Raw genomic sequence first — 24748 nt, 5'->3', positions numbered from 1 at the left:
CACAGCAGACTCCGCGGCCGCACATTCTACCTGAGCCATAGGTCACGACCGCCCGGCCGCCGGCATGTGCGAACATCTGCCGCTGCATTGGACGGGGACCATGATGAAGCAACTGATCAGGCATGAAGGCATGCGTTGCGCCAACTGTGGCGCCGTGCTCGAGGGCGAGTTCTGCCACGAATGCGGGCAATCGTTTCACAGCGTACTCAAGCCGATGCACCACATGGCCGAGGAAACCGTGGAAACGTTGCTGCATATCGACGGCCGCATCGTGCATACGCTGCCACCGCTGCTGCTCAGGCCCGGCTTCCTGACGCTGGAGTATTTCAGTGGCCGACGGGTGCGATATGTCGCCCCGTTCCGACTGGTATTCGTGCTGTGCCTGCTGGCGTTCTTCGTCTGCCACCTGCGCCTCGAAGACAGCCACATCGATCTCGGCCCGAACACGCAACTCCACGCGACAGACAATTCGTTCAACGCGGCGACCACTCCGGCCGCGGTGGAACTGGCCTTGCAGCAGCAGCTGGCTGGCCTGGAGCGTGCGCAGGATGCGCTGGGGCCGCTGGGCGGGCTTGCAGCGTCTGATCTGACCGTGGCCAAAAACGCCGCGCGTCAGCAGGCCGCGCAACGCATACAGGTACTTGAGGCGGCACCTGCCGCAGGGACCGCGCTGCAGCCATCGGACAGCCTGCCGACAGCTGCGGATGCGGAGGTGCACACCAAGATCAGCAACGACTGGCTGAACTCGCCCTCACACATCGAAATCGCGTGGTTGCCAGGCTTTGCCAACGATCGCGTCAGCAAGAGCGTGAGCCATCTCAAGGCGAACCTGCGTGCCATGGAATCTCCTGGCGCAAGCCGTCAGGAAGCATTTGACCGGCTGCTGACCAATTTCTTCGGCATGTTGCCGCAGACCATGTTCGTGATGATTCCGCTGTTCGCCCTGCTGCTCAAGCTGTTCTACGTATTCCGCCGACGCCTGTACATGGAGCACCTGATTGTGGCGCTGCACAGCCACGCCTACCTGTTCTTCAGCCTGCTGCTGGGCGTGTCGTTCGGCGCGCTGTCCAGTTGGCTAGCGCCGCACGCCGCCTGGGTGACCTATCCGCTGCATTGGCTGGAGTGGGGTCTTGCACTTTGGATACCGGCATACCTGCTGATCATGCAGAAACGGATCTACCGGCAGGGCTGGCCGATGACCTTGCTGAAATTCGGCTGCATCGGCTTTTGCTACTTCTGGCTATTGACTCTGGCACTGCTGGTCGCTGGCGCACTCGGGATGGCCAAGTAACCCCGTTTCGGGCCTGCCGGCCAGCGGTTTTGCACAGCGTCAAGAGTCTGTCAAGGCACGCCGAGGGGATTCGTGAATTATGTGAACCCTGCCCATACGTCATTTTTATCACATTGATTCAAAAGGCTTTTTTTCTTTGCCCAAAACGTCATCAAGCCGTCATGAAAGGCGCCACCATGCGCTTGAGGGGGTCCCGTCACCGTTGAATCCACAGACTTATCCACAGCATCTGTGGATAAGCGCAAAAACTCACGGGGGATAGCCACTTACCCCTCAATCCTCAGACAAGCGGGCAGCAAGTTCACGCAACTCCGCCGGGTCAGCTTGGTGCGAATAGCAAGCTCGGGATGAGGCCTTGGCGAGCGCGACAGTTACACTGACCCGCTGATGAGATCGACCATGCCCGCCGTCCTGCGCATCGCCCTGCCGGTGCCCCTGCCTACCTTGTTTGACTACCTGCCGCCGGCGACTGGTGAAGCACAGGTAGGCAGCCGGGTGCTGGTGCCGTTTGGTCGCGGCAAGCAGGTTGGCGTGGTGGTGGCGATTGATGCGGCGGCGGCGGTGGAAGGCAGTCGGCTGAAACAGGTCACCCGCTTGCTGGACGACGAAGCACTGCTCGATACCGAGTTGATGCAGACGCTAGCCTGGGCCGCCGACTACTGGCTCGGCGCTCCGGGCGAGGCCTACGCCAACGCACTGCCACTGGCACTGCGCGAAGCGCGGCCGCTGCCGGCCATCGGTGATGAATACTGCGCGATCACCAACGCGGGACGCAGCGCCCTTGACGCCGGCAGTCGACGCGGGGGCAGCAAAGCGTTGCTGGGCCTACTCGCCGACCGCGCGCTGAGCGCCCAGGAGCTGACGGAGCGCCAGCCGGGCTGGCGCGAAGCAGCTCGGCGGCTGGCAGGGGCAGGCTTGATCGAACGCGGCGAACGCCCACCGCTCAACCAGCGGCTGCCACCGTCAACCGCGCCGCAACTCAGCGACGAACAGCAACAGGCGGTAGCCACCGTGGGTGCCTGCCTCGGTGGCTACCAACCGTTCCTGCTCGACGGCGTCACCGGCAGCGGCAAGACCGAGGTCTATCTGGCGCTGATCGAGCAGGTGCTTGCCCAAGACAAGCAAGCGCTGCTGCTGGTACCTGAAATCGGCCTTGCGCCACAAACCGTGCGGCGCCTGCGCGAACGACTTGGCGTGCTGGTCGAAGTGCTGCACTCGAATCTGTCCGAGGGCGACCGCGCGCGTGCCTGGCTGCGCGCGCGGGCGGGCACGGCCCGGGTGATTCTCGGCACGCGCTCGGCGATCTTCACCCCGCTGCCGCAAGCGGGTCTGATCATCGTCGACGAAGAACACGACAGCGCCTACAAGCAGCAGGATGGCTTCCGCTATCACGCACGCGATCTTGCGGTAGTGCGCGCCCGTGCGCTGGGCGTGCCGGTGTTGCTGGGCTCGGGCACGCCATCGCTGGAATCACTGGCGAATGCCGAAGCCGATCGTTACCGGACCCTGCATTTGCGCGCGCGTCCCGGCGCCGTGCGCGCACCGCAAATCCAGATCATCGACATGCGCGCGCAGCGGCTCGACCACGGCATGTCGCCGGCCTTGCTGGCCGCTGTGGCCGACACGGTGGCGCGCGGCGAACAGGCGCTGGTATTTCGCAACCGCCGCGGCTACGCACCGGTGTTGCTGTGTCATGCCTGTGGCTGGCATGCCGACTGCCCGCGCTGCGATCGGCCGCTGACCCTGCATGCCGGCCGCCGCCAGCTGATCTGTCATCACTGCGACTATCGCCAGCGGCTGCCACAAGCCTGCCCGAGTTGCGGCGCAGGCGAGCTGAAACCGCAAGGTCAGGGCACCGAACGGCTTGAGGAAGCACTGCTCGCGCACTTCCCCGGCGTGCCGGTGTTGCGGGTGGATCGCGAAACCACCAGCCGTCGCGACTCGTTCGAACAATTGCTGAGCACGCTGACGGACGACCAACCGGCGATTCTGGTCGGCACCCAGATGCTGGCCAAGGGCCATGACCTGCCCAACCTCACCCTGGTCGCCATCGTCGGCGTGGACGAAGGCCTGCACAGCATCGACTTCCGCGCCAGCGAACGACTGGCGCAACTGGTGGTGCAAGTCGCCGGCCGCGCCGGCCGCGCGCGCAAGCCTGGCCGCGTGGTGCTGCAGACGCATCAACCCGAACACCCGCTGCTGCGCAGCCTGCTGGCTCAAGGTTATGCCGCAGCGGCGCGCGACCTGCTGGCCGAGCGTCGGCTGATCCAGTTGCCGCCCTACAGCCATCAGGTACTGCTGCGCGCCGAGGCGATCAAGCGCGAAGATGTGGACGGCTTCCTCGCCGCCGCACACGCGGCCCTGCCGCACGACGATTCACTGCAGATCGCCGGGCCGATGCCCGCACCGATGCCGCTGCGCGCCGGCCGTCATCGCGCGCAGTTGCTGCTCGAAGCCGCCAATCGACGCAGCCTGCACGGCATGCTGCGATCGTGGCAACAGGTGCTGGCTAAACTTCCGCTGGCGCGCAAAGTGCGCTGGTCGCTGGACGTGGACCCGATCGATCTGTATTGATCCCGCGATCGAATCAACTCTGCGCAGTTTCGGGAGGCACCGGCTTGACCAGCCAGCGCACCGCCAGCACGCCCAGCTCGTAAAGCAGGCACATCGGAATCGCCAGCATGATCATCGAGGTGATGTCCGGCGGCGTGATGAAGGCCGAGATCGCGAACGCGCCAACAATCGCATAACGACGACCGCTACGCAGCTTTTCCACGTCGACGATGCCTACAGCGGCAAGCACCACGACCGCCACCGGTACTTCAAAGCACAGCCCGAACGCGAAGAACATCAACATCACGAAGTCGAGGTAGTGGGTGATGTCGGTCATCATCTCCACGCCCTGCGGGGTCACCGCGGTGAGGAAACGAAACGCCGCCGGCAGCACCAGGAAATACGCGAACGCGCAGCCGGTATAGAACAACACCAGCGCCGCGCCAAGCAGGGGGCGGGCGAGGCGTTTCTCGTGCTTGTACAAACCAGGGCTGACGAACGCCCACAGCTGGTACAGGATCATCGGCATGCTGATGAACAGCGACGCATAGAACGCCAGCTTCAGCGGGGTCACGAACGGGCTGGCCACCTCGGTGGCGATCAGGTGCGCACCCTGCGGCAGGCGCACTACCAGCGGTGCCGCCAGTTCGGTGTACAGCCGATTGGCAAACGGCACCAGCGCCAGCAGCACCAACAGCACCGTGGCACTGGCCTTGAGCAGGCGCGAGCGCAGTTCGAGCAAATGCGAGAACAAGCCCTGCTGCAAATCGATATCGGGTTCAGGCGTGGCCATTCGGCAACTCCGCAGGGGCTTTCTTCACCGAATCAAACAGATCGCCGGTAGCGTTGTCGGCTGCCGGGCCGGCCTCAGCTAACACCTCGACCGGAGCCGGGTCGGACAAGGGATAGGTAGTTGCCGGGGCCGGCGCATCCGCCGATATTGCCTCAACCACCTTTGCCTCGCTGCCCACATCACGCACCTTCTGCACGGCGACATCGAGTTCGGCCTGTGCAGCCTCGGCGCGCGCAGCCGCTTCACGCGCGACGCGCTTGATTTCCTCGATCTGCAATTCGCGCTCTACCTCGGCGCGCACGTTGTCCCACCCGCTGCGCATGCGCCGCAACAAGGCACCGGCCGTGCGGGCAGCACCCGGAAGCTTTTCCGGGCCAAGCACGATCAGCGCGATGAGCGCGAGCAGCACCAGCTTGCCGAAGCTGATCTCGATCATCGCCGCGAGCCGCCGGCTTACTTCTGATCGCTGGAGTCGCGCTGACTCTGCGTGGTCGGCTCGACAGGGGGCGCGGGTGGATCGGCGCGCAGCTGCTCGGCTTCCGCCTTGCGCTTGGCCTCTTCCTCGTCGCCGTTCAGGCCCTTCTTGAAGTCCCGCATGGCACCGCCGAGGTCAGCGCCGATGTTGCGCAGCTTGCCGGTGCCGAAGATGACCACGACCACGATCAGCAGGATTATCAGGTGCCAGATGCTCATGAATTACCTCAGAAACGGATCAAACCGGAAACACCGGCAGCCATGAAAGTGCCGGCGCTTCAACGTCAGCGGGAAGTGTACTCTTCGAGCCGGTCGCGAAAGTCCACCACGGCCGTCGGCACGTTGCTCACACCGCCTTCAAAGATGCGGCGTGGCGTGATTCCTGCGCCATACACCGCCGCATTCGCATCATAGTCGATACGCAGCGCCGAGCCATCCAGCGCCACGCCGGCAAACAGGCCGCGGGTGCGCGAATACGAATAGATTTCAGCCTTCAGCTGTGCATCGGTCGAGGCAGTGGCGGTGCGGCCCACCGGGCCAGCTGCCGCCGAGGCATCCGCACCCAGGGTGAATTTGCCATTGACGATCGAGTCAACGCCGCGCTGGGTACGGAACACCAGAATCACGTCGGTCGAGGACACGCCGGCCTGAAAACCCACGCTGCCGCCGGTCATGGTGATGAAACTCGGGTTGGACCAGGTACCGTCGGCACTCTTCACCGAGATCAGGCCTTCGCCACGGCGTCCGCCGAAAATGAAGCCGGCCTTGATCATGTCCGGAATCACCGCGATGGCGCGCGCGTTGCGCAGCAAGTCTTGCGGAATCGCCTTGTCCGGTGCCTGCATGATGTCGTTCATCACGCGCACCGCATTGGTCGCGCGCACCAGCGGCGGATCTTCGGCATGCACGGCCATTGCCGGCAGCAACAGGGCCAGCCCGGTCAGCAGCAATCGTTGCAGGGAGTTCTTGAACATGAGTAGCTCCATCGGATTCGGGGATTTTCTGGATCGGTGAGAACAGGCCCAGTCAAGTGAACGCACCTGTCACAACAGGCTTGTGGCAGACTCGTGGATCGCCTCTGCACGACCATCACCATGCCATTCACCAACAACTATACCGGCCTTGCCGGCTATTCCCACGACCCCGACGCGGCATCCGTTCAGGCAGCCGTTCTGCTGGTCAACCTCGGCACGCCAACCGCTCCGACCGCACAGGCGGTGCGTCCTTACCTCGCCGAATTCCTCGCCGATCCACGGGTGATCGAATATCCGCGCTGGTTGTGGTGGCTGATTCTGAACGGTGTGATCCTGCGCGTACGACCAAAGCGCTCGGCGCATGCCTACGGCAAAGTCTGGGAAAAGCGCGGCTCACCGCTGCGTTTCGGCAGCGAAGCACTGGCGGCGGGCCTGCAATCCGAGATCTTGCGGCAACGTCCACTGGCACCGGTGAAGGTCGCGCTGGCGATGCGCTATGGCGAACCGTCGGTGATGCAGACCATCGCGCAACTGCAACGCGAGGGCGTGCGCCGGCTGTTGGTGCTGCCGCTGTACCCGCAGTATTCGGGCACCTCCACCGGATCGGTACTGGATGCGGTAGCCGATACCCTCAAGAAGATGCGCTGGCCGCCCGAGTTGCGCATCGTCAATGACTATCACAGCCACCCGGCGCACATCGAAGCACTCGCCCAGAGCATCGAAACGTGGTGGGCAACGAACGGCCGCGGCGACAAGTTGCTGCTGTCGTTCCATGGCATTCCCGAACGTTACCTGCACGAAGGCGATCCCTATTTCTGCCAATGCCATGCCACCGCGCGGCTGTTGCGCGAACGCCTGCAGTTGAGCGAGCAGCAGATGGTGCTGAGCTTCCAGTCGCGCGTCGGCCGTGAGCGCTGGCTGCATCCTTACACCGACGCCATGGTGCGCAAGCTCGGTGCGGAAGGCGTGCGCAAACTCGATGTTGCCTGCCCTGGATTCGCTGTGGACTGTCTGGAGACGCTGGAAGAGATCGCGATGCAGAATCGCGACTTCTTCGTCGGCGCCGGCGGTGAATCGCTGCGTTACATCCCCGCACTCAATGACAGTGAGGGACAAGTACGCAGCCTCACCGAACTGGTGCTTCAGCACACGCAAGGCTGGCCAGAATTTGCCGCCGACCACGATCCGGACGCAGCACGGCAACAACGCGCGCAGGCGAAGCAACGCGCAGAGGCCGTTCGTGCCAGCAACGACTGACTTCGTCTCCATCGCGCTGCCGCAACTGTCACTGCAGGCTCAGTGGTGGGGAGACAGCTCGCTGCCGCCGCTGTTGGCGCTGCACGGCTGGCTCGACAATGCCGGCAGCTTTGCCCGGCTGGCGCCGTTGCTGGCCCGGCACTATCACGTGATCGCACTGGAGCTGCCCGGTCACGGCCACTCCGACCACCTGCCTGCCGGCAGTACGTATCACTTCTTCGATTACGTGCGCGATGTACTCGCCGCCGCCGATGCGCTGCAACTTTCGCGCTATACGCTGCTTGGCCATTCGCTGGGTGCCGGTGTCGCTTCGCTGGTCGCTGCAGCGACGCCCCAGCGCATCAGCCGACTGTTCCTGATCGAGGGACTCGGGCCATTGGGCGACGATGGCACGCATACGCTGGCGCGTTTCCGGGAAGCACTGACACCACGCCACAACAAACCCTTGCGCATATTTTCAAGCGTTGAACAGGCGATGCAGGCACGCGGCATGGTCAGCGGCCTGGCTGCCGAACTGTCGCGGCCAATCGTCGAGCGCGGCCTGATCGAGGTTGATGGCGGCTGGTCGTGGCGCAGCGATCCGGCCTTGACGCGTCAAAGCTCGAGCCGGCTGGCCGAATCGCAAATCCATGCCCTGTTGCGCGGCATCGCCGCCCCCACTTCGCTGCTGCTGGCGCAACCGGCGACCTCGTATCTGCCCAGCGAACCGATGCAATTGCGTGCCGACTGCGTGCCGGATATCGCCGTCGAGCAGATGGACGGCGGCCACCACCTGCATCTGGAACATCCGCAGGCAGTGGCCGACTGGATGGCCAACGTCGCGTAGGAGCGCACCCTGTGCGCGATGCCTTCCGCCGCGTGACGAAGGGAATCGCGCACAGGGTGCGCTCCTGCGTAGAGTGTCAGGGCTTCTTCAGACCCAGCACATCCAACCCCTGCTCGAAGCGAACATCAACCGGAATATGCGCCTGGTCCAGTCGCTTCAGATCACCGGCCAGCTGTGCGTCGACATTGCCCATCTGATCGGTGAGCTGCTTCGCCGCAGCATAATCACCGTCACCCTGAATGGTCAGAAGCTTCGCTGACAACGCATTCATCGCCGCAGTCATCTTGTCGAAATCGACGCGGTAGCGGCCCGTCGTTTCATCACGACTGAACGCACCCTGCTGCTTGAAGAAGTTGAAGCGCACCATGTTCGCCTTGGCGTGTGCATCGCTGGCGCCGAAGCGCACCGAGCGCAGGATGCCGGCGAGGAAGGTGACGTAGTTGTCCATCAGCTTCGACTTGTCCAGCTCGCCCCTGTCGGCCAGCTTGGTGACCATGTACAGGCCGAGAATGTCGGCCTTGCCTTCCTCGAAGCTGGAAGCCTGATCCTTCAGTGCCTTGCGCACGGTGCCCTTGCCGTCGAGCGTTTCCTTGATGCCGAGGCCGTGGGCGACTTCGTGGAACATGGTGTTCTGGAAGAAGGCGTCGAAGGTGAGGTGCTTCTGCTGATCGTCGGCAATCAGCTCGTGGCCGATCGGCAACATGATCTTGTCGAATTTCGCCTGCATCACGTTTTCCAGCTGCAGGCGACGTGTGCCCTTCTTCAATTGCACCTGCTCGTCGTTGGGCAGGTTGATCGCAATGGTCTTGGCGCCGACGTTGGCATCGCCACCGTAGTAGATCGCGAAATAGGCATTCAGGTCCGCATCGGAGCCCGGCTTTTCGGCCTTGTACTTGTCCGCCACCGGCAGGCCGCGCTGCAATTCGGGCAGGTATTTGGCGAAGCGTGCCAGCTTGGCACTCCATGCCTGATCCTTGATCAACACGTAGGATTCGTAGCTGGCCTTGTAACCGAACAGCTGGTCTTCGTAGGTTTCGATCGGGCCGATCACGATGTCGACCGGGTTCGTCTTCATCTCCATCCAGGCGAAATCGCTGGGCTGGTAGTCGTCATTCTGCAAGGCGTCGGCGCGCATGGTCAGATACTTGCGGAAGCCCGCATCGCCGGCCAGTTTGGCCGCCTCACGCAGCAGACCGGCGCTCTTGTCCAGCTCGGCCTTGTACGCCTGATGATAGGGCACCGTGATCAGCTGACCCTTGTCGTCCCGGCGCAGCAAGGTATACAGACCGGTCTTGTCGGTCAGCGGTGACTGCTCGAACTCGGCCTTGGTCATGTCGGCCGGATAAAACTGTGCGCCCGCCGGCCGTGCGCCGATGCCGTCGACGAACGACTGGTCATTGTTCAACCGGTCCCACGGACCGTAATTGATCTCGGCGAATTCGCGCGTGGCCGGGTCGCTGATCTTCTGCATCAATGCATTCTTGTCGCCCCAACCCTGTTGCCAGTACAGCGCATTGGTGCTGTCGGCGGCTTCGATCAGCAGCGCGATCATCTGCTTCTGCTTGGCGTCGAACTTCGACAAGTCCGCAGTGAGCTTTACCGTGGCGTAGTCACCGACGTGCTGCTTCACTGCTGCCGCACTCTCGACCGCAGCGGGCGTCGCCGTTGCAGCGCTGACAGAGGGCGCCGGCGCCAGCTCCTCTTTCGACACTGGCGCTTGCGCCGGTGCATCCTGATGGGATGAGCAGCCGGCAAGCGCCAGCAGCAGACAGACGGGAAGCAGACGTCGAACCATGATGATGTCCTGGCAGGAGAATGCTCCATGGTATCGCGCTCACGCGACGATGCCAGCTGAGTGGGTGCACATGCCGCGCCGCCGCGCTTCGCGCTATCGTCGCACTCCCCTCGCCTCGCCATGCCCATGGACTCGCCAGCTGACTCCACCGCCCCACGCCACCGCGCTGCACTGGCTTTCATCTACGTCACCGTGCTGCTGGACATGCTGGCGTTCGGCATCATCATTCCGGTGCTGCCGCACCTGATCGAGCAACTGGCCGGCGGTGGCATCGCGAAGGCCGCATGGTGGGTGGGCATTTTCAGCACGGTGTTTGCCATCGTGCAGTTCGTGTTCGCGCCGATACAGGGGGCGCTGTCCGATCGCTACGGTCGGCGGCCGGTGATCCTGATCTCCAACCTGGGGCTGGCGCTGGACTTCGTGCTCCTGGCGCTGGCACCGACGCTGTGGCTGTTGTTCGTGGCGCGCATCCTGCTGGGCATGACGGCAGCCAGCTTCAGCACCGCGAATGCCTATGTCGCCGACATCATCCCCGCCGAGAAGCGCGCGGCGGCATTTGGCCTGCTCGGCAGCGCATTCGGTCTGGGCTTCATCATCGGTCCCGGACTGGGCGGCTTCCTCGGCGGCATCGCGCTGCGCCTGCCGTTCTGGGTTGCCGCCGTCATGGCCTTGTGCAATTTCCTTTACGGCTTTTTCATCCTTCCCGAGTCGCTGCCGAAAGAGCGCCGCACCGCGCGCATCGAACTGCACAGCGCACATCCGTTCGGCTCGCTGAAACTGTTGCGTCGCCAGCCGCAGGTGTTCCAGCTGGCCATCGTGCTGTTTCTGGTCTATCTGGCGCACTACGTATTGCAAACGGTGTTCGTGCTGTATACAGACTACCGCTACAGCTGGGGTCCGCAGGCGGTCGGCTATGCCTTGATGCTGGTGGGTGCCTGCGATGGCTTCGTGCAGGCGGTGCTGACTGGCAAGCTGGCACCGCGCTTCGGCGAACGCCGCGTACTGCTGGCCGGCATGTTTTTTGGCGTCGGCGCGTTTCTGGTGATGGGCCTGGCTGATGTCGGCTGGGCTTTCCTGTTCGGCATTCCGCTGCTGGCGCTGTGGGGGCTGGCGATGCCGCCGATCCAGTCGCTGATGACCCAGCAGGTCGACCCCTCGGAGCAGGGTCGGCTGCAAGGTGCGATCGGCAGCCTGGGCAGTTTCGCCGGCATCTTCGGTCCGTACCTATTTGCACAGATCTTTGCACTGTCGATCGCGCCAGGCTCGGCGATCCACCTGCCGGGTGTAGCCTTCCTGCTTTCGGCCACGCTGATGCTGGTTGGCCTGGTGATCGCCGCGCGCGCCACACAGGGCATGACCCGCTGCAACAGCATCGTTCCGCTTGCAGAACCGCTTCCCGAAATCCCTCCCGGCGACATGCCACCGTTCGCCGCGCTCCACCCGTCTGCCACACCCCACCCACCCCAGGAAGATCAACCATGACACTTTCCATGCACCAGGCTTCAGCCCCCGTCTTCGTCCGCGCACTGAGCAATCTTGCCCATGTGCTGAAGAAGGGTGAGGAACATGCCGCCGCGAAGAACGTCAGTGATGAAGTGCTGCTGCAGACACGGCTGATCCCCGACATGCTGCCGCTGATCAAGCAGATCCAGATTGCCTGCGACATGGCTACCCGCGGCAGCGCCCGGCTTGCCGGCGTGGAGCCACAGGCATTCGAAGACAACGAAACCACACTGGCTCAGGCGTACAGCCGGATCGAGCGCTCGATCGACTACGTCAAGAGCTTCACCGCCGATCAGATCGACGGCAGCGAAACCCGCGCCATCCACCTGAAAATGCGCAGTGGCGAGCTGAATTTCGACGGCCAGACGTATCTATTGACCTTCCTGATTCCCAACCTGTTCTTCCACTGCACCACCGCGTACAACATCCTGCGCGAGGCCGGCACCAGCATTGGAAAATCCGATTTCATCGGCGAGTCCTGATCCGCCCGCGCCGCCGCGACCCTCGCGGCGGCGCAATATCTGCGAAAATCGCCGCATGCACTTCAAGCCTTGCCGGAACGCTGGACCATGCTGCGACTGACCGACCTCAAGCTGCCCCTCGACCACGACGAGGCAGCTCTGCATGCCGCCGTACGCAAGCGGCTGCACATCGACGCTGCCGATATCCGCAGCATCAGCGTGGCGCGACGCGGCCACGATGCACGCAAACGCGGTGCGATCCTGCTGATCTATGCACTGGATGTGGACACACCGCGCGAGGCCGAATTGCTGCAGACCTTCGCCGATGATCCGCACGTACAACCCACGCCGGATACCGATTACCACTTCGTGGCGAAAGCGCCCGCACAGCTCATCCATCGCCCATTGGTGATCGGCTTCGGTCCGTGCGGCTTGTTCGTGGGACTGATCCTGGCGCAAATGGGTTTTCGGCCGATCATCCTTGATCGCGGCAAGGCGGTGCGCGAACGCACCAAAGATACCTGGGACCTGTGGCGCAAGCGCGAACTGCATCCCGAGTCGAACGTGCAGTTCGGCGAAGGCGGTGCCGGTACGTTTTCCGACGGCAAGCTGTACAGCCAGATTCGCGATCCGCAGCACCACAGCCGCAAGGTGCTGACCGAATTCGTCAAGGCGGGCGCACCGGAGGAAATTCTCTACGTCAGCAAGCCGCATATCGGCACGTTCCGACTGGTCTCGATGGTCGAAAAGATGCGCGAGACGATCGAGTCGCTGGGCGGCGAAATCCGCTTCAGCCAGCGCGTCGATGACTTGCTGATCGACACCGATGCCAGCGGCGAACGTCATGTGCGCGGTGTCACCCTGGCCGGCGGCGAGCAACTTCGCTCCGATCACGTGGTGCTGGCACCCGGCCACAGCGCGCGCGACACCTTCGAGATGCTGCACCAACGCGGCGTCTATCTGGAAGCCAAACCGTTTTCGGTAGGCTTCCGCATCGAGCATCCCCAGTCGGTGATCGATCGTGCGCGTTTCGGCCCGCAGGCAGGACATCCCGTGCTGGGCGCAGCCGACTACAAGCTGGTGCATCACTGCAAAGGCAGCCACGCCGGCAGCGGCCGTTCGGTATACAGCTTCTGCATGTGTCCGGGTGGCACCGTGGTGGCCGCCACCAGCGAGCCCGGTCGCGTGGTCACCAACGGCATGAGCCAATACTCGCGTAACGAGCGCAACGCGAACGCGGCGGTGGTGGTCGGCATCGACCCAGCCGACTTCGCACCGTTCGATGATAGCGGCAGCCCGCTGGCCGGCATTGCGCTGCAGCGCGCGCTGGAAAGCCACGCCTATACGCTGGGCGGCGAAAACTACAGCGCGCCGGCGCAGTTGGTGGGCGACTTCCTTGCCGGACGCGCCTCACGCGAATTCGGCGATGTGCAGCCGTCATACAAGCCTAGCGTCACCTTGGGCAGTCTGGATAGCGCCCTGCCCGACTACGCCATCGCGGCAATCCGCGAGGCACTACCCGCGTTCGAACGGCAGGTCCGTGGCTACGCGATGCACGACGCGATCCTCACTGGCGTCGAGACACGCACCTCGGCACCGGTACGGGTCAAACGCGACGACAGCCTGCAGAGTCTCAACACGCGCGGCCTGTATCCGGCTGGCGAAGGCGCCGGTTATGCCGGAGGCATTCTTTCCGCCGCCGTGGACGGCATCAAGGTGGCCGAGGCGGTGGCACTAAGCATGACGGGAAACTGAGCGGCCTGCGGCCCATTGTCTTCTTACGGCGACCGATCACGCCAACGGCCTGGCCCGCAGCATGAACGGAAATGGGGGATTACCCTTCCTCTACTAATTGGGCTGTGAAATGAGACTTTGGGAAATTACTAACGACTTGATCGGCCAGGTATCCATGCTGGTGGTGACGGAAGCGGATCGACTCAATTTGCATTTTTGGGATCAGTTCAGTGATGACGGATCACCCATGCACTGGGACCAGTGTCCCAAGTTGCAACCATCCGTGGACAAGAAACGGAAGAAGCAAAAGCCACGTGCTGACATAAGCCCCTTCCGGCCTGGGTGCATGGTGCTCAATGGCAAGTCGCGCAAGGCGCTAGGGGACTTCCTGGCGCAGTTCGGTCAACTACTTGAAGTCGACGTGTTGGGTGAGGTCGAGTATTACTACAACGTCACCCATATCATCGCCAGCGTGGATCTTGATCGGTCGGAGGTAGTGCCTGGAGGGTTCGTCAAGACGCCTGCATTCAACGAATCCGCGATCCCTGCGCAGGCCGTGGTATTCAAAGATCCAGCCGTCCGCTCAAGCATTTACGTCAATGAAGCAGCAAAGTCGGAGCTTGAGAACCGAATCGCGGAATGTGGCATCAGCGGGATGGCTTTCAAGCAGATCTGGGGTACTACCCATGATGCATGAGTAGGCTATATTGCCGCCCCTCTGGCGAGACCTGCGCGGCAACGCCTTGCACGCAATTAATCTCGACTGCCACCGTCGCATAACTGCTTTCTGGTCCCCCTGTTGAAGCCATGCAACTTTCGTTGCAATGCTGCGCCATCAGCTCGCGCTCAGGTGCAGCTCGATGCCCGCTCGTCGCGTGCGACATGACCATGACGACCGCAAAACCAGCGCAGCTTGACTTGAAGCGGGCTTGATCCACCCAAACCTGCATCTGTATCACTCACATCACAGGTCGCGCCATGAACTCTTCTACTCCCCTTCGCATCGACTTCGTCTCCGACGTTTCCTGTCCGTGGTGCGCGGTGGGGCTGGCTTCGCTGCAGCAGGCATTGGCGAAGCTGGACGGCGAGGTCAGCGCCAGGATTCACTTCCAGCCATTCGAGCTGAACCCGCAGATGGCTGCGGAAGGTGAGGACTCCACCGAGCATCTGGTGCGCAAGTACGGCAGCAATGCCGAGCAGATCGACGCCAACCGCGCAGCGATACGCGAACGCGGTGCAGCGCTGGGCTTCGTTTTCAACATGGATCGGCGCAGCCGCGTCTCCAACACGTTCGATGCGCACCGCCTGCTGCACTGGGCCGGGCTTGAAGGTCGCCAACTACCGCTGAAACAGATTCTGCTGCGCGCCTACTTCACTGATGGTGAGGACGTCAGCGCACACGGCACCTTGCAGCGGCTGGCCATCGAAGCGGGGCTGGATGGCGAGCGCGCCGCACAGATTCTCGCCGGCAGTGAGTATGCCGATGAAGTACGTGCGCAAGAAGAGTTCTTCACTGCGCGCGGCATCCATTCGGTACCGGCGACGATTATCAACGGACAGCACCTGATTTCAGGCGGTCAGCCGCCGGAGGCGTTCGAACAAGCGTTGCGGCAGATCATCGCCGGCAGCTGACCCGCGCAACTCAGCCGGCAATATCAAGCGTCGGCGCCTGGGTCGCAGGCGCCGGACGGCCCAGCAGATAACCCTGACCCATTTCGCAACCCATCGCGATCAGAGCGGCACGCTGAATCCGCGTCTCGATGCCTTCCGCAATCACTTGGATATTCAAGGCGCGCGCCAATGCCAGAATGGCTGCCACCACCGTGGTGCCCGAGGTGTTCGCGCCCTTGTCCAGCTCATGCACGAAGGCGCGGTCAATCTTCAGGATGCGCAACGGCAGCGAATGCAGATAGCTCAGCGATGAGTAGCCGGTGCCGAAATCATCGAGCGCGGCGCCCACGCCGATCAGCCGCAGGCGATCCAGCATGGCCCGCACATGGTCGGGATCGTCCAGCAACGCACCTTCGGTGACCTCCACCACCAGTCGCGACGCCGGCAGACCGGTGCGTTCCAGCATCTCTACCAACCGGCGGTCGAAATCCACGTGCCGCAGGTGGTATGCAGCGACGTTGATCGTCATGAAGGTGTCGCCGGGATCGTGCTGCGGCAGGCGCTGACAACTGAGCTCGAACATGCGCCAATCGATCGCCTCGATCATGCCGCTGTCCTCGGCAATCTTCAGGAAGTCGCCCGGCAACACCACGCCCCGCGCGGGATGGTTCCAGCGGATCAACGCCTCGTAACCCAGTACACGGTCGCTGCCGTCCAGCGCACAGATGGGCTGAAAATACGGCTCGAACTGATCGTTCCGCAGTGCCTGGCGCAATTCGCCTTCCATCGCCAGCACGTCGATCACGTTCTTCGCCAGGTTCTCGTCGAACATCGCGTAGCGCTTGCGACCCAGTGCCTTGGCCCGGTACAGCGCGACGTCTGCGTCGCGCAGCACCTCGTCAGCACTGGCGTAGTGATCGTCGCCCAGCGCAATGCCAATGCTGGCGGTTACCTGCAACTCCTTGCCGGAGACCAGCATGGGCAGGCCAAACGCATCCAGCACCCGCTGCGCCACCACCGCCGCCATGGACGGCAGGCCCTCGTCTTCCAGCAGTATCGCGAATTCATCACCGGACAATCGTGCCACCAGGTCGGGATGACGCACACAGCTGCCCAGTCGGTTGGCCACTTCCTTCAGGACCACGTCGCCAGCGAGGTGGCCAAGGCTGTCGTTGATGATCTTGAAACGGTCCACGTCGAGGTAAAGCAGTGCACAGCGCTGCTCCGGATGGTCGCGGATCAGCGCCAGCGCGCGATCGATCCGCTCACGCAGATAGCTGCGATTAGGCAGACCCGTCAGTGCATCGTGCATCACCTGATGGCGCAGTTGCTCCTGGATGCGTTCACGCTCGAGGATCTCCTTGCGCAAGGCCTGAGTGCGCTCCTCCACCCGATGTTCCAGTTCTTCATAGGCACGCTTCAGGGATTCGGCGGCACGACGGCGGGTGAGGCTGTTGGCGATTTGCGAGGCCACGAAGCTGAGCAGTTCCTGGTCGGCCGCGTCGTACACCACGTCCGAGTTATAGCTCTGCACGGTGACCAGCCCGATCACTTCGTCACCGACAATCAACGGCACGCCCAGCCAGCTCGACGCCGGCGAACCCATCCGGCCGGGCGCCACTTCGCCGAGGCGCTCAAGCTCCTCGATTTGCGCATTACCGAAGCGCACGGCAGCACCTTGACGCAAGACGTATTCGCTCAGGCCACGGCCCAATGGACGCTCGGCCGGCGGGGGCAGCACTGCATCCACTGAATAAGGGAAAGTGAGTCGCAGGCGATCCTCGGACAACAAGGCAATGAAGTAATTTTCCGCGTTCAGCAGCTCGCCGACCACCCCATGCACGCGCCGGTAGAACTCGGCCTGGTCGATATCCGCGGTGGCCAGCTCGGCTATCCGAAACAGTGCGCCCTGCAGATGCTCGGCGCGTTGCCGCTCGACCACTTCGAGTTGCAGCCCGCGATTGGCTTCGGCCAGTTGCACGGTGCGCAATTGCACGCGCTGTTCCAGCTCCGCCTTGGATTGCTTGCGCTCCAACGCGGTGAGCACATGGGTGCCGACGAATTGCAGCAACGCCTGATCTTCTTCGGTATAGCCCACGTCCTGCCGATAACTCTGTACCACCAGCGCGCCATGCGCCTGGCCATCACGCAGCATCGGCACACCCAGCCAGTCGTAGCTGTCGGCGCCAATCAGCGCTACTGGACCGGAGGCCTGCTGGCGCAACTCATCCGCATCACCGCGCAATGCGCGACCGTGATGAATCACTTGCCAGGTCAACGTACCGTCGAGCGCTTCCATCGGCATGTCACGGTCGATTTCAAACAGCGGACCCGATTCGACATCGACGAAATACAGGAAGCGGATCGTGTTCTGCTCGACATTTCGCTGCACGATGAACAGATTTTCGGCGTACATCAAGGTGCTGAAAATCGCGTGGATGCCACGCAGCATCGATGGCATGTCGCGCTCGGAGCCGGCCAGATCGGAGATCGCGAACAGTGCGCGCTGCAAGCTTTCCGAACGCGCCAGCTGTTGGTGGGAATGCTGCAACTCCGCCCATTCCAGCGCCCGCTGCAATTGCTGACTGGCCAGCTGCAGCGGTACCGCCAGCTGATCGATCAGCGCCTCGCCATCAACACCCGCTTGCACGGCGAGCAGCAGCAGCGCGCGTTCCGGCTTCCGGCATAGCGGCAACGCCACGCGCTGCCCGTCCGGATGCCAGTGTGGCCCCTGCTCGTGATGGGTGCTGGTCAGCCATGACCAGTCGGCTGCATCCAGCGGGACCGCCGGTACCTGGTGGCGAGAGGTCTCATCATCCAGCCCCCACAACACAGTGGCCGTGCGGCAACCATCCACGGCCTGCACCAGCGCAACAATTGCGGCGGCCATGTCATTCGCCGTCTCGGCAGCGGTCAGTCGGGCCAGCCAGGCCAACTGCAACGTCGCATCGGGCGGGGGCGCCGCGGCGGGATCAACTTTTTTTGTCAAAGGAGTCCCCCATGCCAGCGCCTCGAACGTTCCCGGTTAGCATACCTCTTGTAACAGCGTCGGCAACGCGGTGAAGCACGCATGCCGATAGACTGTTGCAAGGCATGACTGCCGACTGCCGGCAACAAGCGCTGCCTCGCCGCCGCCCATGCCCACGCCACCGCCGCACCACAGGTTTGATGCATGCTTGCCGACACCACCAAAGACGCCATTCGCGCCGCCTACGCACGCCTGAAGGACGGCCTGCCGGGCTTCCGCGCGCGCGCCTCGCAGGGACGGATGATTGCCGAGGTGGCCAAGGCGTTCGGCGAGACGGGCGGCGTGGCGGTGATCGAAGCGCCCACCGGCACGGGCAAGTCGATGGCTTACTTGATCGCCGGTGTCGAAGTGGCCCGTTTCCAGAAGAAAAAGCTGCTGATTGCCACCGCCACGGTGGCGCTGCAGGAGCAACTGGTGCAGCGGGACATTCCGCTGTATCTGCAGCTCAACGGGATCGAGGCGAAGGTGGCGCTGGCCAAGGGCCGCGGCCGCTACCTGTGCCCACGCAACCTGCTGATGGCGGCCAACAGCATCCACGACGCGCAGATGGGCCTGGCCGGTTTCGAATCGGATCTGTTGCTGTGGAACAAGCCGCCGCAGGCGCGCGACAAGCAATCCCTGGCGAAACTGCGCGCGGCATTCGACCACAACGAATGGAACGGCGACATGGACAGCGCGCCAGAGCCCGTCAGTGACTTGCTACGACCGATGATCACCACCAGCGCCGGGGGTTGCACCGGGCGCAAGTGCGGCCAGTTCATGGCCTGCCCGTTCTTCGCCGCGCGTCGCGCGGTGGACGATGCCGAGATCATCGTGGCCAACCAGGATCTGGTGCTGGCCGACCTGACCATGCCGGGCGAAAGCGGCGCCGATGGCGTGCAGGGCTGGGGTGGCGTGATCCTGCCGCGACCGGACGAAACGCTGTACATCTTCGACGAAGGTCATCATGTGCCCGGCAAGGCGATCGAACGCGGCGCCAGCGAAGTCTTCATGACCGCCACTGTGCGCCAACTGAGTCGGCTCGGCCGCCAGGTGCACGCGGCCTATTCGCTCACCGACAAAGAGCGCCTCGGCAAGCTCAGCCTCGACCAGGGCGACGAAAAGCTGCAGGAACTGAGCCATACGCTGGAGGAACTGGAGCGGGAAATCCGCCTCGGCTGGCTACCCGATCCGGCCGAGAACGAACCGATGTATCGCGGCTCCCTCGGCCAGTTGCCGGAGCCATGGGTGATACACGCCAGCGTGCTGGATGTGCTGACCGGCGAGGTGCAACGCTGGCTGGCAGCCGTGCGTCGCGCGGTGGTGGAAATGACCGACGGTGGCCCGACCCAGGAAGCCTTGTCGCGCGAATTGGGCATCGCGCTGGAGCGCATCGGCAAGCAGGCGGCGTGCTGGCGTGCCTGGTCTCGCGATGATCCGGACAACGCACCGCCGCTGGCGCGCTGGATCACCCTGGGCGCCGATCAACAACTGGTCTGCCATGCCTCGGCGGTATCCGCCGCCGGCCTGTTGCGCAACGTGTTGTGGGAGAACGCCAGCGGCGTGGTGATGACCTCGGCCACGCTCAGCGCCGGTGGCAATTTCCGCGGCTTCGCCGATGCGGTCGGCCTGCCCGACGATGCGGTGACCTTGAGCCTGCCCTCGCCGTTCGACCTCACCGCACAGGCCCGGCTGGAAGTGCCGGCGATGCGCACGATGCCGGACGCGCGCGAAGCGCATGCGGAAGAAATCAGTGAATGGCTGGCCGCCAACCTGGACTGGGACGCTGGCAACCTGGTGTTGTTCACCTCGCGGGTGAAACTTGACCGGGTGCTGCAGAAGCTGCCGATCGCCCAGGTGCGCAAGGTGCGCGCACAAGGCTCGCTGGGCAAGTCGCAATTGATTGCCGAGCATTGCGCCGACATCGACGCCGGCAAGGGCAGCACGTTGTTCGGCCTGGCTTCGTTCGGCGAAGGTCTCGACCTGCCGGGCAAGTTCTGCGAGACGGTGGTAATCACCCAACTGCCATTTGCAGTGCCCACCGATCCGGTCGGCGCAACCTATGCCGAATGGCTGGAATCACGCGGACGCAATCCATTCATCGAGGTGAGCATCCCCGAAGCTACGCGCCTGCTCACCCAGTACTGTGGCCGTTTGATTCGCAATGAAACCGATCACGGCCGCATCGTGTTGCTGGATCGGCGCGTGGTCACCAAACGCTACGGTGCCGGCATGTTGCGCGCATTGCCACCGTTCGAGCGCGTCATCGCAAAGTCGGCGTGAGCGAAAGTTGCACGACACCGGCGATGGCGCCTGACAAACAGGCAGGCACGTCGCCACCGATCAGACAAGACCTCGCTTCAATGCCTGGATCAGTGGTGCAGGCGAATCAGTCCTGACGTGGTGTCAGCCACTTGCGCACCGGTGCCGGACGGCCAAGCAAATAACCCTGGCCACGTTCGCAGCCCATTGCAATGAGCGCATCACGCTCGACCTCGGTTTCGATGCCTTCGGCAACGACTTGCAGGTCCAGTGCGCGGGCCAGCGCAAGAATGGCCGCCACCACGCGGGTGCTGCTGGTATTGCTGCCCTTGTTCAATTCCTGCACGAAGGCGCGGTCGATCTTCAGCATGCGCAGCGGCAGTGAATGCAGATAACTGAGTGAGGAGTAACCGGTACCGAAGTCGTCAAGCGCCGCGCCTACGCCAACGCTGCGCAAGCGCTCCAGCATCGCGCGCACGCGCTCGGGGTGTTCGATCAACGCACCTTCAGTCACTTCGGCGATCAATCGTCCGGGTGACAGACCGCAGCGCTCAACCAATTCAAGCAGGCGCGTATCGAAACCGGCACTGCCAAGATGCAGGGCCGAGACATTGATGGTCACGTACGAAGCACCCGCTCCGTGTTGCGCCAAGGCACGGCAACTGAGTTCGAACATCCGCCAGTCGATCGCCTCGATCATGCCGCAGTCCTGGGCAATCTTGATGAAACCATCCGGACCAATCAGACCGCGCTGTGGATGGTTCCAGCGAATCAACGCCTCGTAACCGACCACTTCGTTGTCACTGAGCCGGCGAATCGGCTGAAAATAAGGCTCGAATTCATCGTGCACCAGCGCATGCCGGAGCTCACCTTCCAGGGTCAATACGTCGATGGCATTCTTCGCCAACGTCTCGTCGAACAACTCGAAGCGCTTGCGCCCTTTTTCCTTCGCGCGATACAGCGCGGTATCGGCGTCACGCAGCACTTCGTCGGCGCCGGCATACGTGGCGTCACCGATCGCAATGCCGATGCTGGCCGAGGGCTCCAGCTCTCTTCCGTCCACCAGCAGGGGCTGAGCCAGCGCGGTGAGCATCCGCTGCGCCACAGTCATGGCACTGCCCGGATGCGGAACTTCTTCCAACAGTATCGCGAACTCATCGCCGGACAGGCGCGCCACCAGATCCGGCTCACGCACGCAGCTAAGCAGCCGGCGGGCCACTTCCTGCAGGAACTGATCGCCGGCGAGGTGACCCAGACTGTCGTTGATTACCTTGAAACGGTCGATATCGAGATAGAGCAAGGCGAAACGACGATTCGGCTCACGCTTGATCAAGGCCAGCGTTCTGGCCAGGCGATCACGCAGGAAGCTTCGGTTGGGCAACCCGGTGAGCGCGTCATGCATCACCTGATGCTTGAGTTGCTCCTGGATCTCTTCACGCTGGCGAATCTGCTGCCTCAACTCGTGCGTGCGCTCCTCCACCCGTCGTTCCAGCTGGGTATTGGCCTCATGCAGGGAGGCGGCGGTGCTGCGACGATAGATGCTGTTGGCTATCTGCAGTGCGGCAAACGAGAGCAATTCCTGATCGGCCGTGACATAGGCTGCCTCTTCGGCATAGTTCTGCACGGCAACCAGGCCGATCACTTCCTCGCCAACCATCAGCGGCACGCCCAGCCAGCATTCCGCGAGCGTTCCAACCAGTTCCAGATCGAGAAGTCCGCGCCGGGCCATCTGGCGCACGGCTTCCCGGCCGGCGATCAACGGCCCATGGGCCACAACGTATTCGCTGAGACCTCGCACGAGCGGTCGATCCACATACACTTCGTCGGTGACGTCGACGACGTAAGTGAAGGTCATCATGCCAGCGGCCTTGTTGACCAGGCCGATGAAGAAGTTTTCCGCATTGATCAGCGCACCGACCACCGCATGCACGCGCTGGTAGAACTCGTGCTCGTCAATATCGGCGGTGGCCAGCTGGGCCAGTTGAAACAACGACGCCTGCAGTTTTTCGGCGCGCTGGCGCTCCTCGATTTCCAGCTGCAGGCCCTCGTTGGCCCGGGCCAGTTCCTGGGTGCGCTGGCGCACGCGTAACTCCAGCTCGGCCTTGCTCTGCTTGCGTTCCAGCGCGGTGAGGATGTGCTTGGCGACGAACTCCAGCAACGCACGATCCTCGTCGGAATAGACGCGACCGTCGCTGTAGCTTTGCACCACCAGGCCGCCGAACACCTGGCCGTTGCGCAACATCGGCACACCCAGCCAATCACCGCAATCCGGACCATTCACCACCAGCGGCCCGCTCACCTGCTGACGGACTTGATCAAGCGGCCCCATCATGGCCTTGCCCCCAGTCAGCAGATGCCAGGTCAGCGTGTTGCGCAGATCCTCCAGCGGCTCTTCCAGCGTGGTATCGGGGCCATCAAGGTCTTCGGCGTCGACGAAATACAGAAAACGGATGCTGCCGCGCTCCGGGTGGTAGCGGACAATGAAAAAGTTTTCGCCATACATCAGCGAACCGACAATCGCGTGGATGCCACGCAGCAGCTCGGGCATTTCAAGCTCGGAGCCGGCCAGATCGGAAATCGCAAACAGTGCGCGCTGCAAATTCTCCGAGCGGGCCAGCAAGGCGTGCGAGCGATAGAGGTCAGCCAGATCAATGGCGTGACGCAGGCGACGCGTGGTCAGGGCCAGTGTCGACTCGAGGACCTCGCGCAGCGGCGACGCATGTTGCGCATGGGTAAATCGCAGCAACAACACGAAGCTTTCGCTCGACAACAGCCGCCACGCCACCAGGCAGCCGTCATCGGCTATGAGCATGCGCTGATCGTCCAGCGTATGCCGTGCCCAGATCGCTTCGGCGGCCGTCGGCGAAGCACCGTACGGATGTACTTCGTCGGCGCTCCACAACAGACATACTTCGGCGCAGCCCGGCACGGATTCGGCGGCATCGATGATCAAGGCACCGACTTCCATCGGCGTATTGGCCTCGATCAGTCGACCAAGCCACAGTGCAGGCGCGGCTTGAACAGATGCGTCGACGGTCGGGACGCTCGATTCAGCCATTATTCGGCGCCACGGCAGGGAGCGCTTGCAGCCCATGCGAAAGACCGGAGTACCCACGACCGGACGGATGCCAGCCGGCGACGGCCATTGAATGCTGTGGTCACTCTCATGCTCATGTTGAAGCCCGCCTCCATCCTCACGACTGCACGACAACCGGCCACCACACTCGAGCCAGATAGCACAGGGTGAAACACCCGATGTTCAAGCCGCGTCACTGGAACTCGAACACATTGCGGAAAACCTTGCAATCTCCGTGCCGGTGCGCTCGTTCGAAGGGGCCGCGGCCCATTCTCGACCCTACGCACTGCCATGGGCGAAAGACCGCAGCACTTCGCTCCGGGGGTGGCCCAGGTGAGCCGTCGTCGGGCATGCCCGTACACAAACAACGGTGACCACCTGCGTCCAATGATGACCACCCTGAAGCTCCGCTGTTTGCGAAGCGCTTCAGCAGGCTGCCGTCGTCGCCACGCCCGGCTCGACGCCTGCGAGGCTGGTGACCGCGCTATGCTCCGGGCAATCGCCGCGCCACCACGCACTCGCCGGAACGCCAAATGATCATCCGCCTGCAGGATTGCCCGCCAAAAGCCTGGAAAAATGGACTGGGCCGCACCCGTGAACTGGCCATTCATCCGCCGGCGGCAGGCAGCGAGGATTTTGAATGGCGGGTGAGCATCGCCGAGGTAGACAGCGCCGCGCCATTCTCGACCTTCCCCGGCATCGATCGGCTGATTGCGCTGATCGACGGCGACGGCTTCAACATGACACTGGACGACGAGGCCACGCACGCGCTGACTCAGCCACTGGTTCCGTTTTCGTTTCCCGGCGAAGCCACGGTTGCCGTGAGCCTGTTCGGTGGGCCGACCCGCGATTTCAACCTGATGCTACGGCGCAACCGGGTCGCAGGCGACGTGCTGGCCTGGCATGGCCCGGCCGTGCACCAGATCTTTGCGCCCATCGCACTGGTGTTTTGCGTGCAAGGCCGGATCGACACGATCGACGGCCCACTGCAAGCCGGTGAGGCCTGGCTGCCGTCGTCACATGACAGCGCCGCTACCTTGCACGACGGCGCACTCGCGCTGGCCGTGCAGGTGGAGCCGCGCGGCGCCTCAGCCGCAGCCGCACCCGTATACTCGGCAGCAGCATCCTGAG

18 protein-coding genes are annotated in these 24748 nt (G+C 63.2%); 11 read left to right on the top strand and 7 right to left on the bottom strand.

Annotation, left to right across the window (positions count from 1 at the left end; genetic code table 11):
• Positions 1-100: 100 nt before the first annotated feature.
• Complete coding sequence (locus tag PY254_RS04550; RefSeq protein WP_345781826.1) at positions 101-1291, top strand: DUF3667 domain-containing protein; 1191 nt, start codon at positions 101-103, stop codon at positions 1289-1291.
• 399 nt (positions 1292-1690) lie between these two features.
• The gene (locus tag PY254_RS04545; protein ID WP_281014293.1) at positions 1691-3865 is read left to right on the top strand and encodes a primosomal protein N'; all 2175 of its coding nucleotides are present in this window, start codon (positions 1691-1693) and stop codon (positions 3863-3865) included.
• Between the two features lie 13 nt (positions 3866-3878).
• Here the strand turns inward: PY254_RS04545 and tatC are convergent, their stop codons facing one another.
• The 4 genes from tatC to PY254_RS04525 form a co-directional block, all read right to left on the bottom strand.
• Positions 3879-4637 carry a twin-arginine translocase subunit TatC gene (tatC, locus tag PY254_RS04540; protein ID WP_281014292.1) on the bottom strand — a complete coding sequence of 253 codons (759 nt, stop codon included), beginning with the start codon at positions 4635-4637 and terminating at the stop codon, positions 3879-3881.
• Complete coding sequence (gene tatB, locus PY254_RS04535) at positions 4624-5073, bottom strand: Sec-independent protein translocase protein TatB (protein WP_281014291.1); 450 nt, start codon at positions 5071-5073, stop codon at positions 4624-4626. Before tatB ends, tatC begins: the two co-directional genes overlap by 14 nt.
• Positions 5074-5090: 17 nt before the next feature.
• On the bottom strand, positions 5091-5330 hold the full coding sequence (tatA, locus tag PY254_RS04530) for a twin-arginine translocase TatA/TatE family subunit (RefSeq protein ID WP_281014290.1): 240 nt from the start codon (positions 5328-5330) through the stop codon (positions 5091-5093).
• 65 nt (positions 5331-5395) lie between these two features.
• Positions 5396-6085 carry a lipid-binding SYLF domain-containing protein gene (locus PY254_RS04525; protein ID WP_281014289.1) on the bottom strand — a complete coding sequence of 230 codons (690 nt, stop codon included), beginning with the start codon at positions 6083-6085 and terminating at the stop codon, positions 5396-5398.
• Between the two features lie 120 nt (positions 6086-6205).
• On the opposite strand from PY254_RS04525, the gene hemH reads away from it, so the two are divergent.
• Positions 6206-7342, top strand: a complete 1137-nt coding sequence (gene hemH / locus PY254_RS04520) for a ferrochelatase (protein WP_281014288.1) — start codon at positions 6206-6208, stop codon at positions 7340-7342.
• Positions 7326-8168: an alpha/beta fold hydrolase gene (locus PY254_RS04515; RefSeq protein ID WP_281014287.1), complete on the top strand. Its 843-nt coding sequence runs from the start codon at positions 7326-7328 to the stop codon at positions 8166-8168. Before hemH ends, PY254_RS04515 begins: the two co-directional genes overlap by 17 nt.
• Positions 8169-8244: 76 nt before the next feature.
• Here the strand turns inward: PY254_RS04515 and PY254_RS04510 are convergent, their stop codons facing one another.
• Positions 8245-9963, bottom strand: coding sequence for a DUF8614 domain-containing protein (locus PY254_RS04510; protein WP_281014286.1), 1719 nt, complete (start codon positions 9961-9963; stop codon positions 8245-8247).
• A gap of 126 nt (positions 9964-10089) precedes the next feature.
• Between PY254_RS04510 and PY254_RS04505 the strand changes: the two genes are divergently transcribed.
• The 5 genes from PY254_RS04505 to PY254_RS04485 all read left to right on the top strand — a co-directional run bounded on the left by PY254_RS04505 (position 10090) and on the right by PY254_RS04485 (position 15293).
• On the top strand, positions 10090-11445 hold the full coding sequence (locus PY254_RS04505; protein ID WP_281014285.1) for a TCR/Tet family MFS transporter: 1356 nt from the start codon (positions 10090-10092) through the stop codon (positions 11443-11445).
• Positions 11442-11948, top strand: coding sequence for a DUF1993 domain-containing protein (locus tag PY254_RS04500; protein WP_281014284.1), 507 nt, complete (start codon positions 11442-11444; stop codon positions 11946-11948). Before PY254_RS04505 ends, PY254_RS04500 begins: the two co-directional genes overlap by 4 nt.
• 87 nt (positions 11949-12035) lie before the next feature.
• Positions 12036-13682: an NAD(P)/FAD-dependent oxidoreductase gene (locus PY254_RS04495; protein ID WP_281014283.1), complete on the top strand. Its 1647-nt coding sequence runs from the start codon at positions 12036-12038 to the stop codon at positions 13680-13682.
• A 109-nt stretch (positions 13683-13791) separates the two neighbouring features.
• On the top strand, positions 13792-14358 hold the full coding sequence (locus PY254_RS04490; RefSeq protein WP_281014282.1) for a hypothetical protein: 567 nt from the start codon (positions 13792-13794) through the stop codon (positions 14356-14358).
• Between the two features lie 281 nt (positions 14359-14639).
• Positions 14640-15293 (top strand): DsbA family oxidoreductase, encoded by a 654-nt coding sequence (locus tag PY254_RS04485; RefSeq protein WP_281014281.1) that lies wholly within the window; start codon positions 14640-14642, stop codon positions 15291-15293.
• A gap of 10 nt (positions 15294-15303) precedes the next feature.
• On the opposite strand, the gene PY254_RS04480 is transcribed toward PY254_RS04485, so the two are convergent.
• Positions 15304-18261 (bottom strand): bifunctional diguanylate cyclase/phosphodiesterase, encoded by a 2958-nt coding sequence (locus tag PY254_RS04480; RefSeq protein WP_281014280.1) that lies wholly within the window; start codon positions 18259-18261, stop codon positions 15304-15306.
• Between the two features lie 183 nt (positions 18262-18444).
• On the opposite strand from PY254_RS04480, the gene dinG reads away from it, so the two are divergent.
• Positions 18445-20562: an ATP-dependent DNA helicase DinG gene (dinG, locus tag PY254_RS04475; RefSeq protein WP_281014279.1), complete on the top strand. Its 2118-nt coding sequence runs from the start codon at positions 18445-18447 to the stop codon at positions 20560-20562.
• A 106-nt stretch (positions 20563-20668) separates the two neighbouring features.
• On the opposite strand, the gene PY254_RS04470 is transcribed toward dinG, so the two are convergent.
• Positions 20669-23599 (bottom strand): bifunctional diguanylate cyclase/phosphodiesterase, encoded by a 2931-nt coding sequence (locus PY254_RS04470; protein WP_281014278.1) that lies wholly within the window; start codon positions 23597-23599, stop codon positions 20669-20671.
• Positions 23600-24150: 551 nt separating this feature from the next.
• Here PY254_RS04470 and PY254_RS04465 point away from each other — a divergent pair.
• On the top strand, positions 24151-24747 hold the full coding sequence (locus tag PY254_RS04465) for a HutD/Ves family protein (RefSeq protein WP_281014277.1): 597 nt from the start codon (positions 24151-24153) through the stop codon (positions 24745-24747).
• Position 24748: the final 1 nt, after the last annotated feature.

It is taken from the genome of Rhodanobacter sp. AS-Z3, from assembly GCF_029224025.1.
GTDB lineage: Bacteria > Pseudomonadota > Gammaproteobacteria > Xanthomonadales > Rhodanobacteraceae > Rhodanobacter.
The sequence above is the reverse complement of the archived record's forward strand: the minus strand, read 5'-3'. Positions and strand labels throughout refer to the sequence as shown.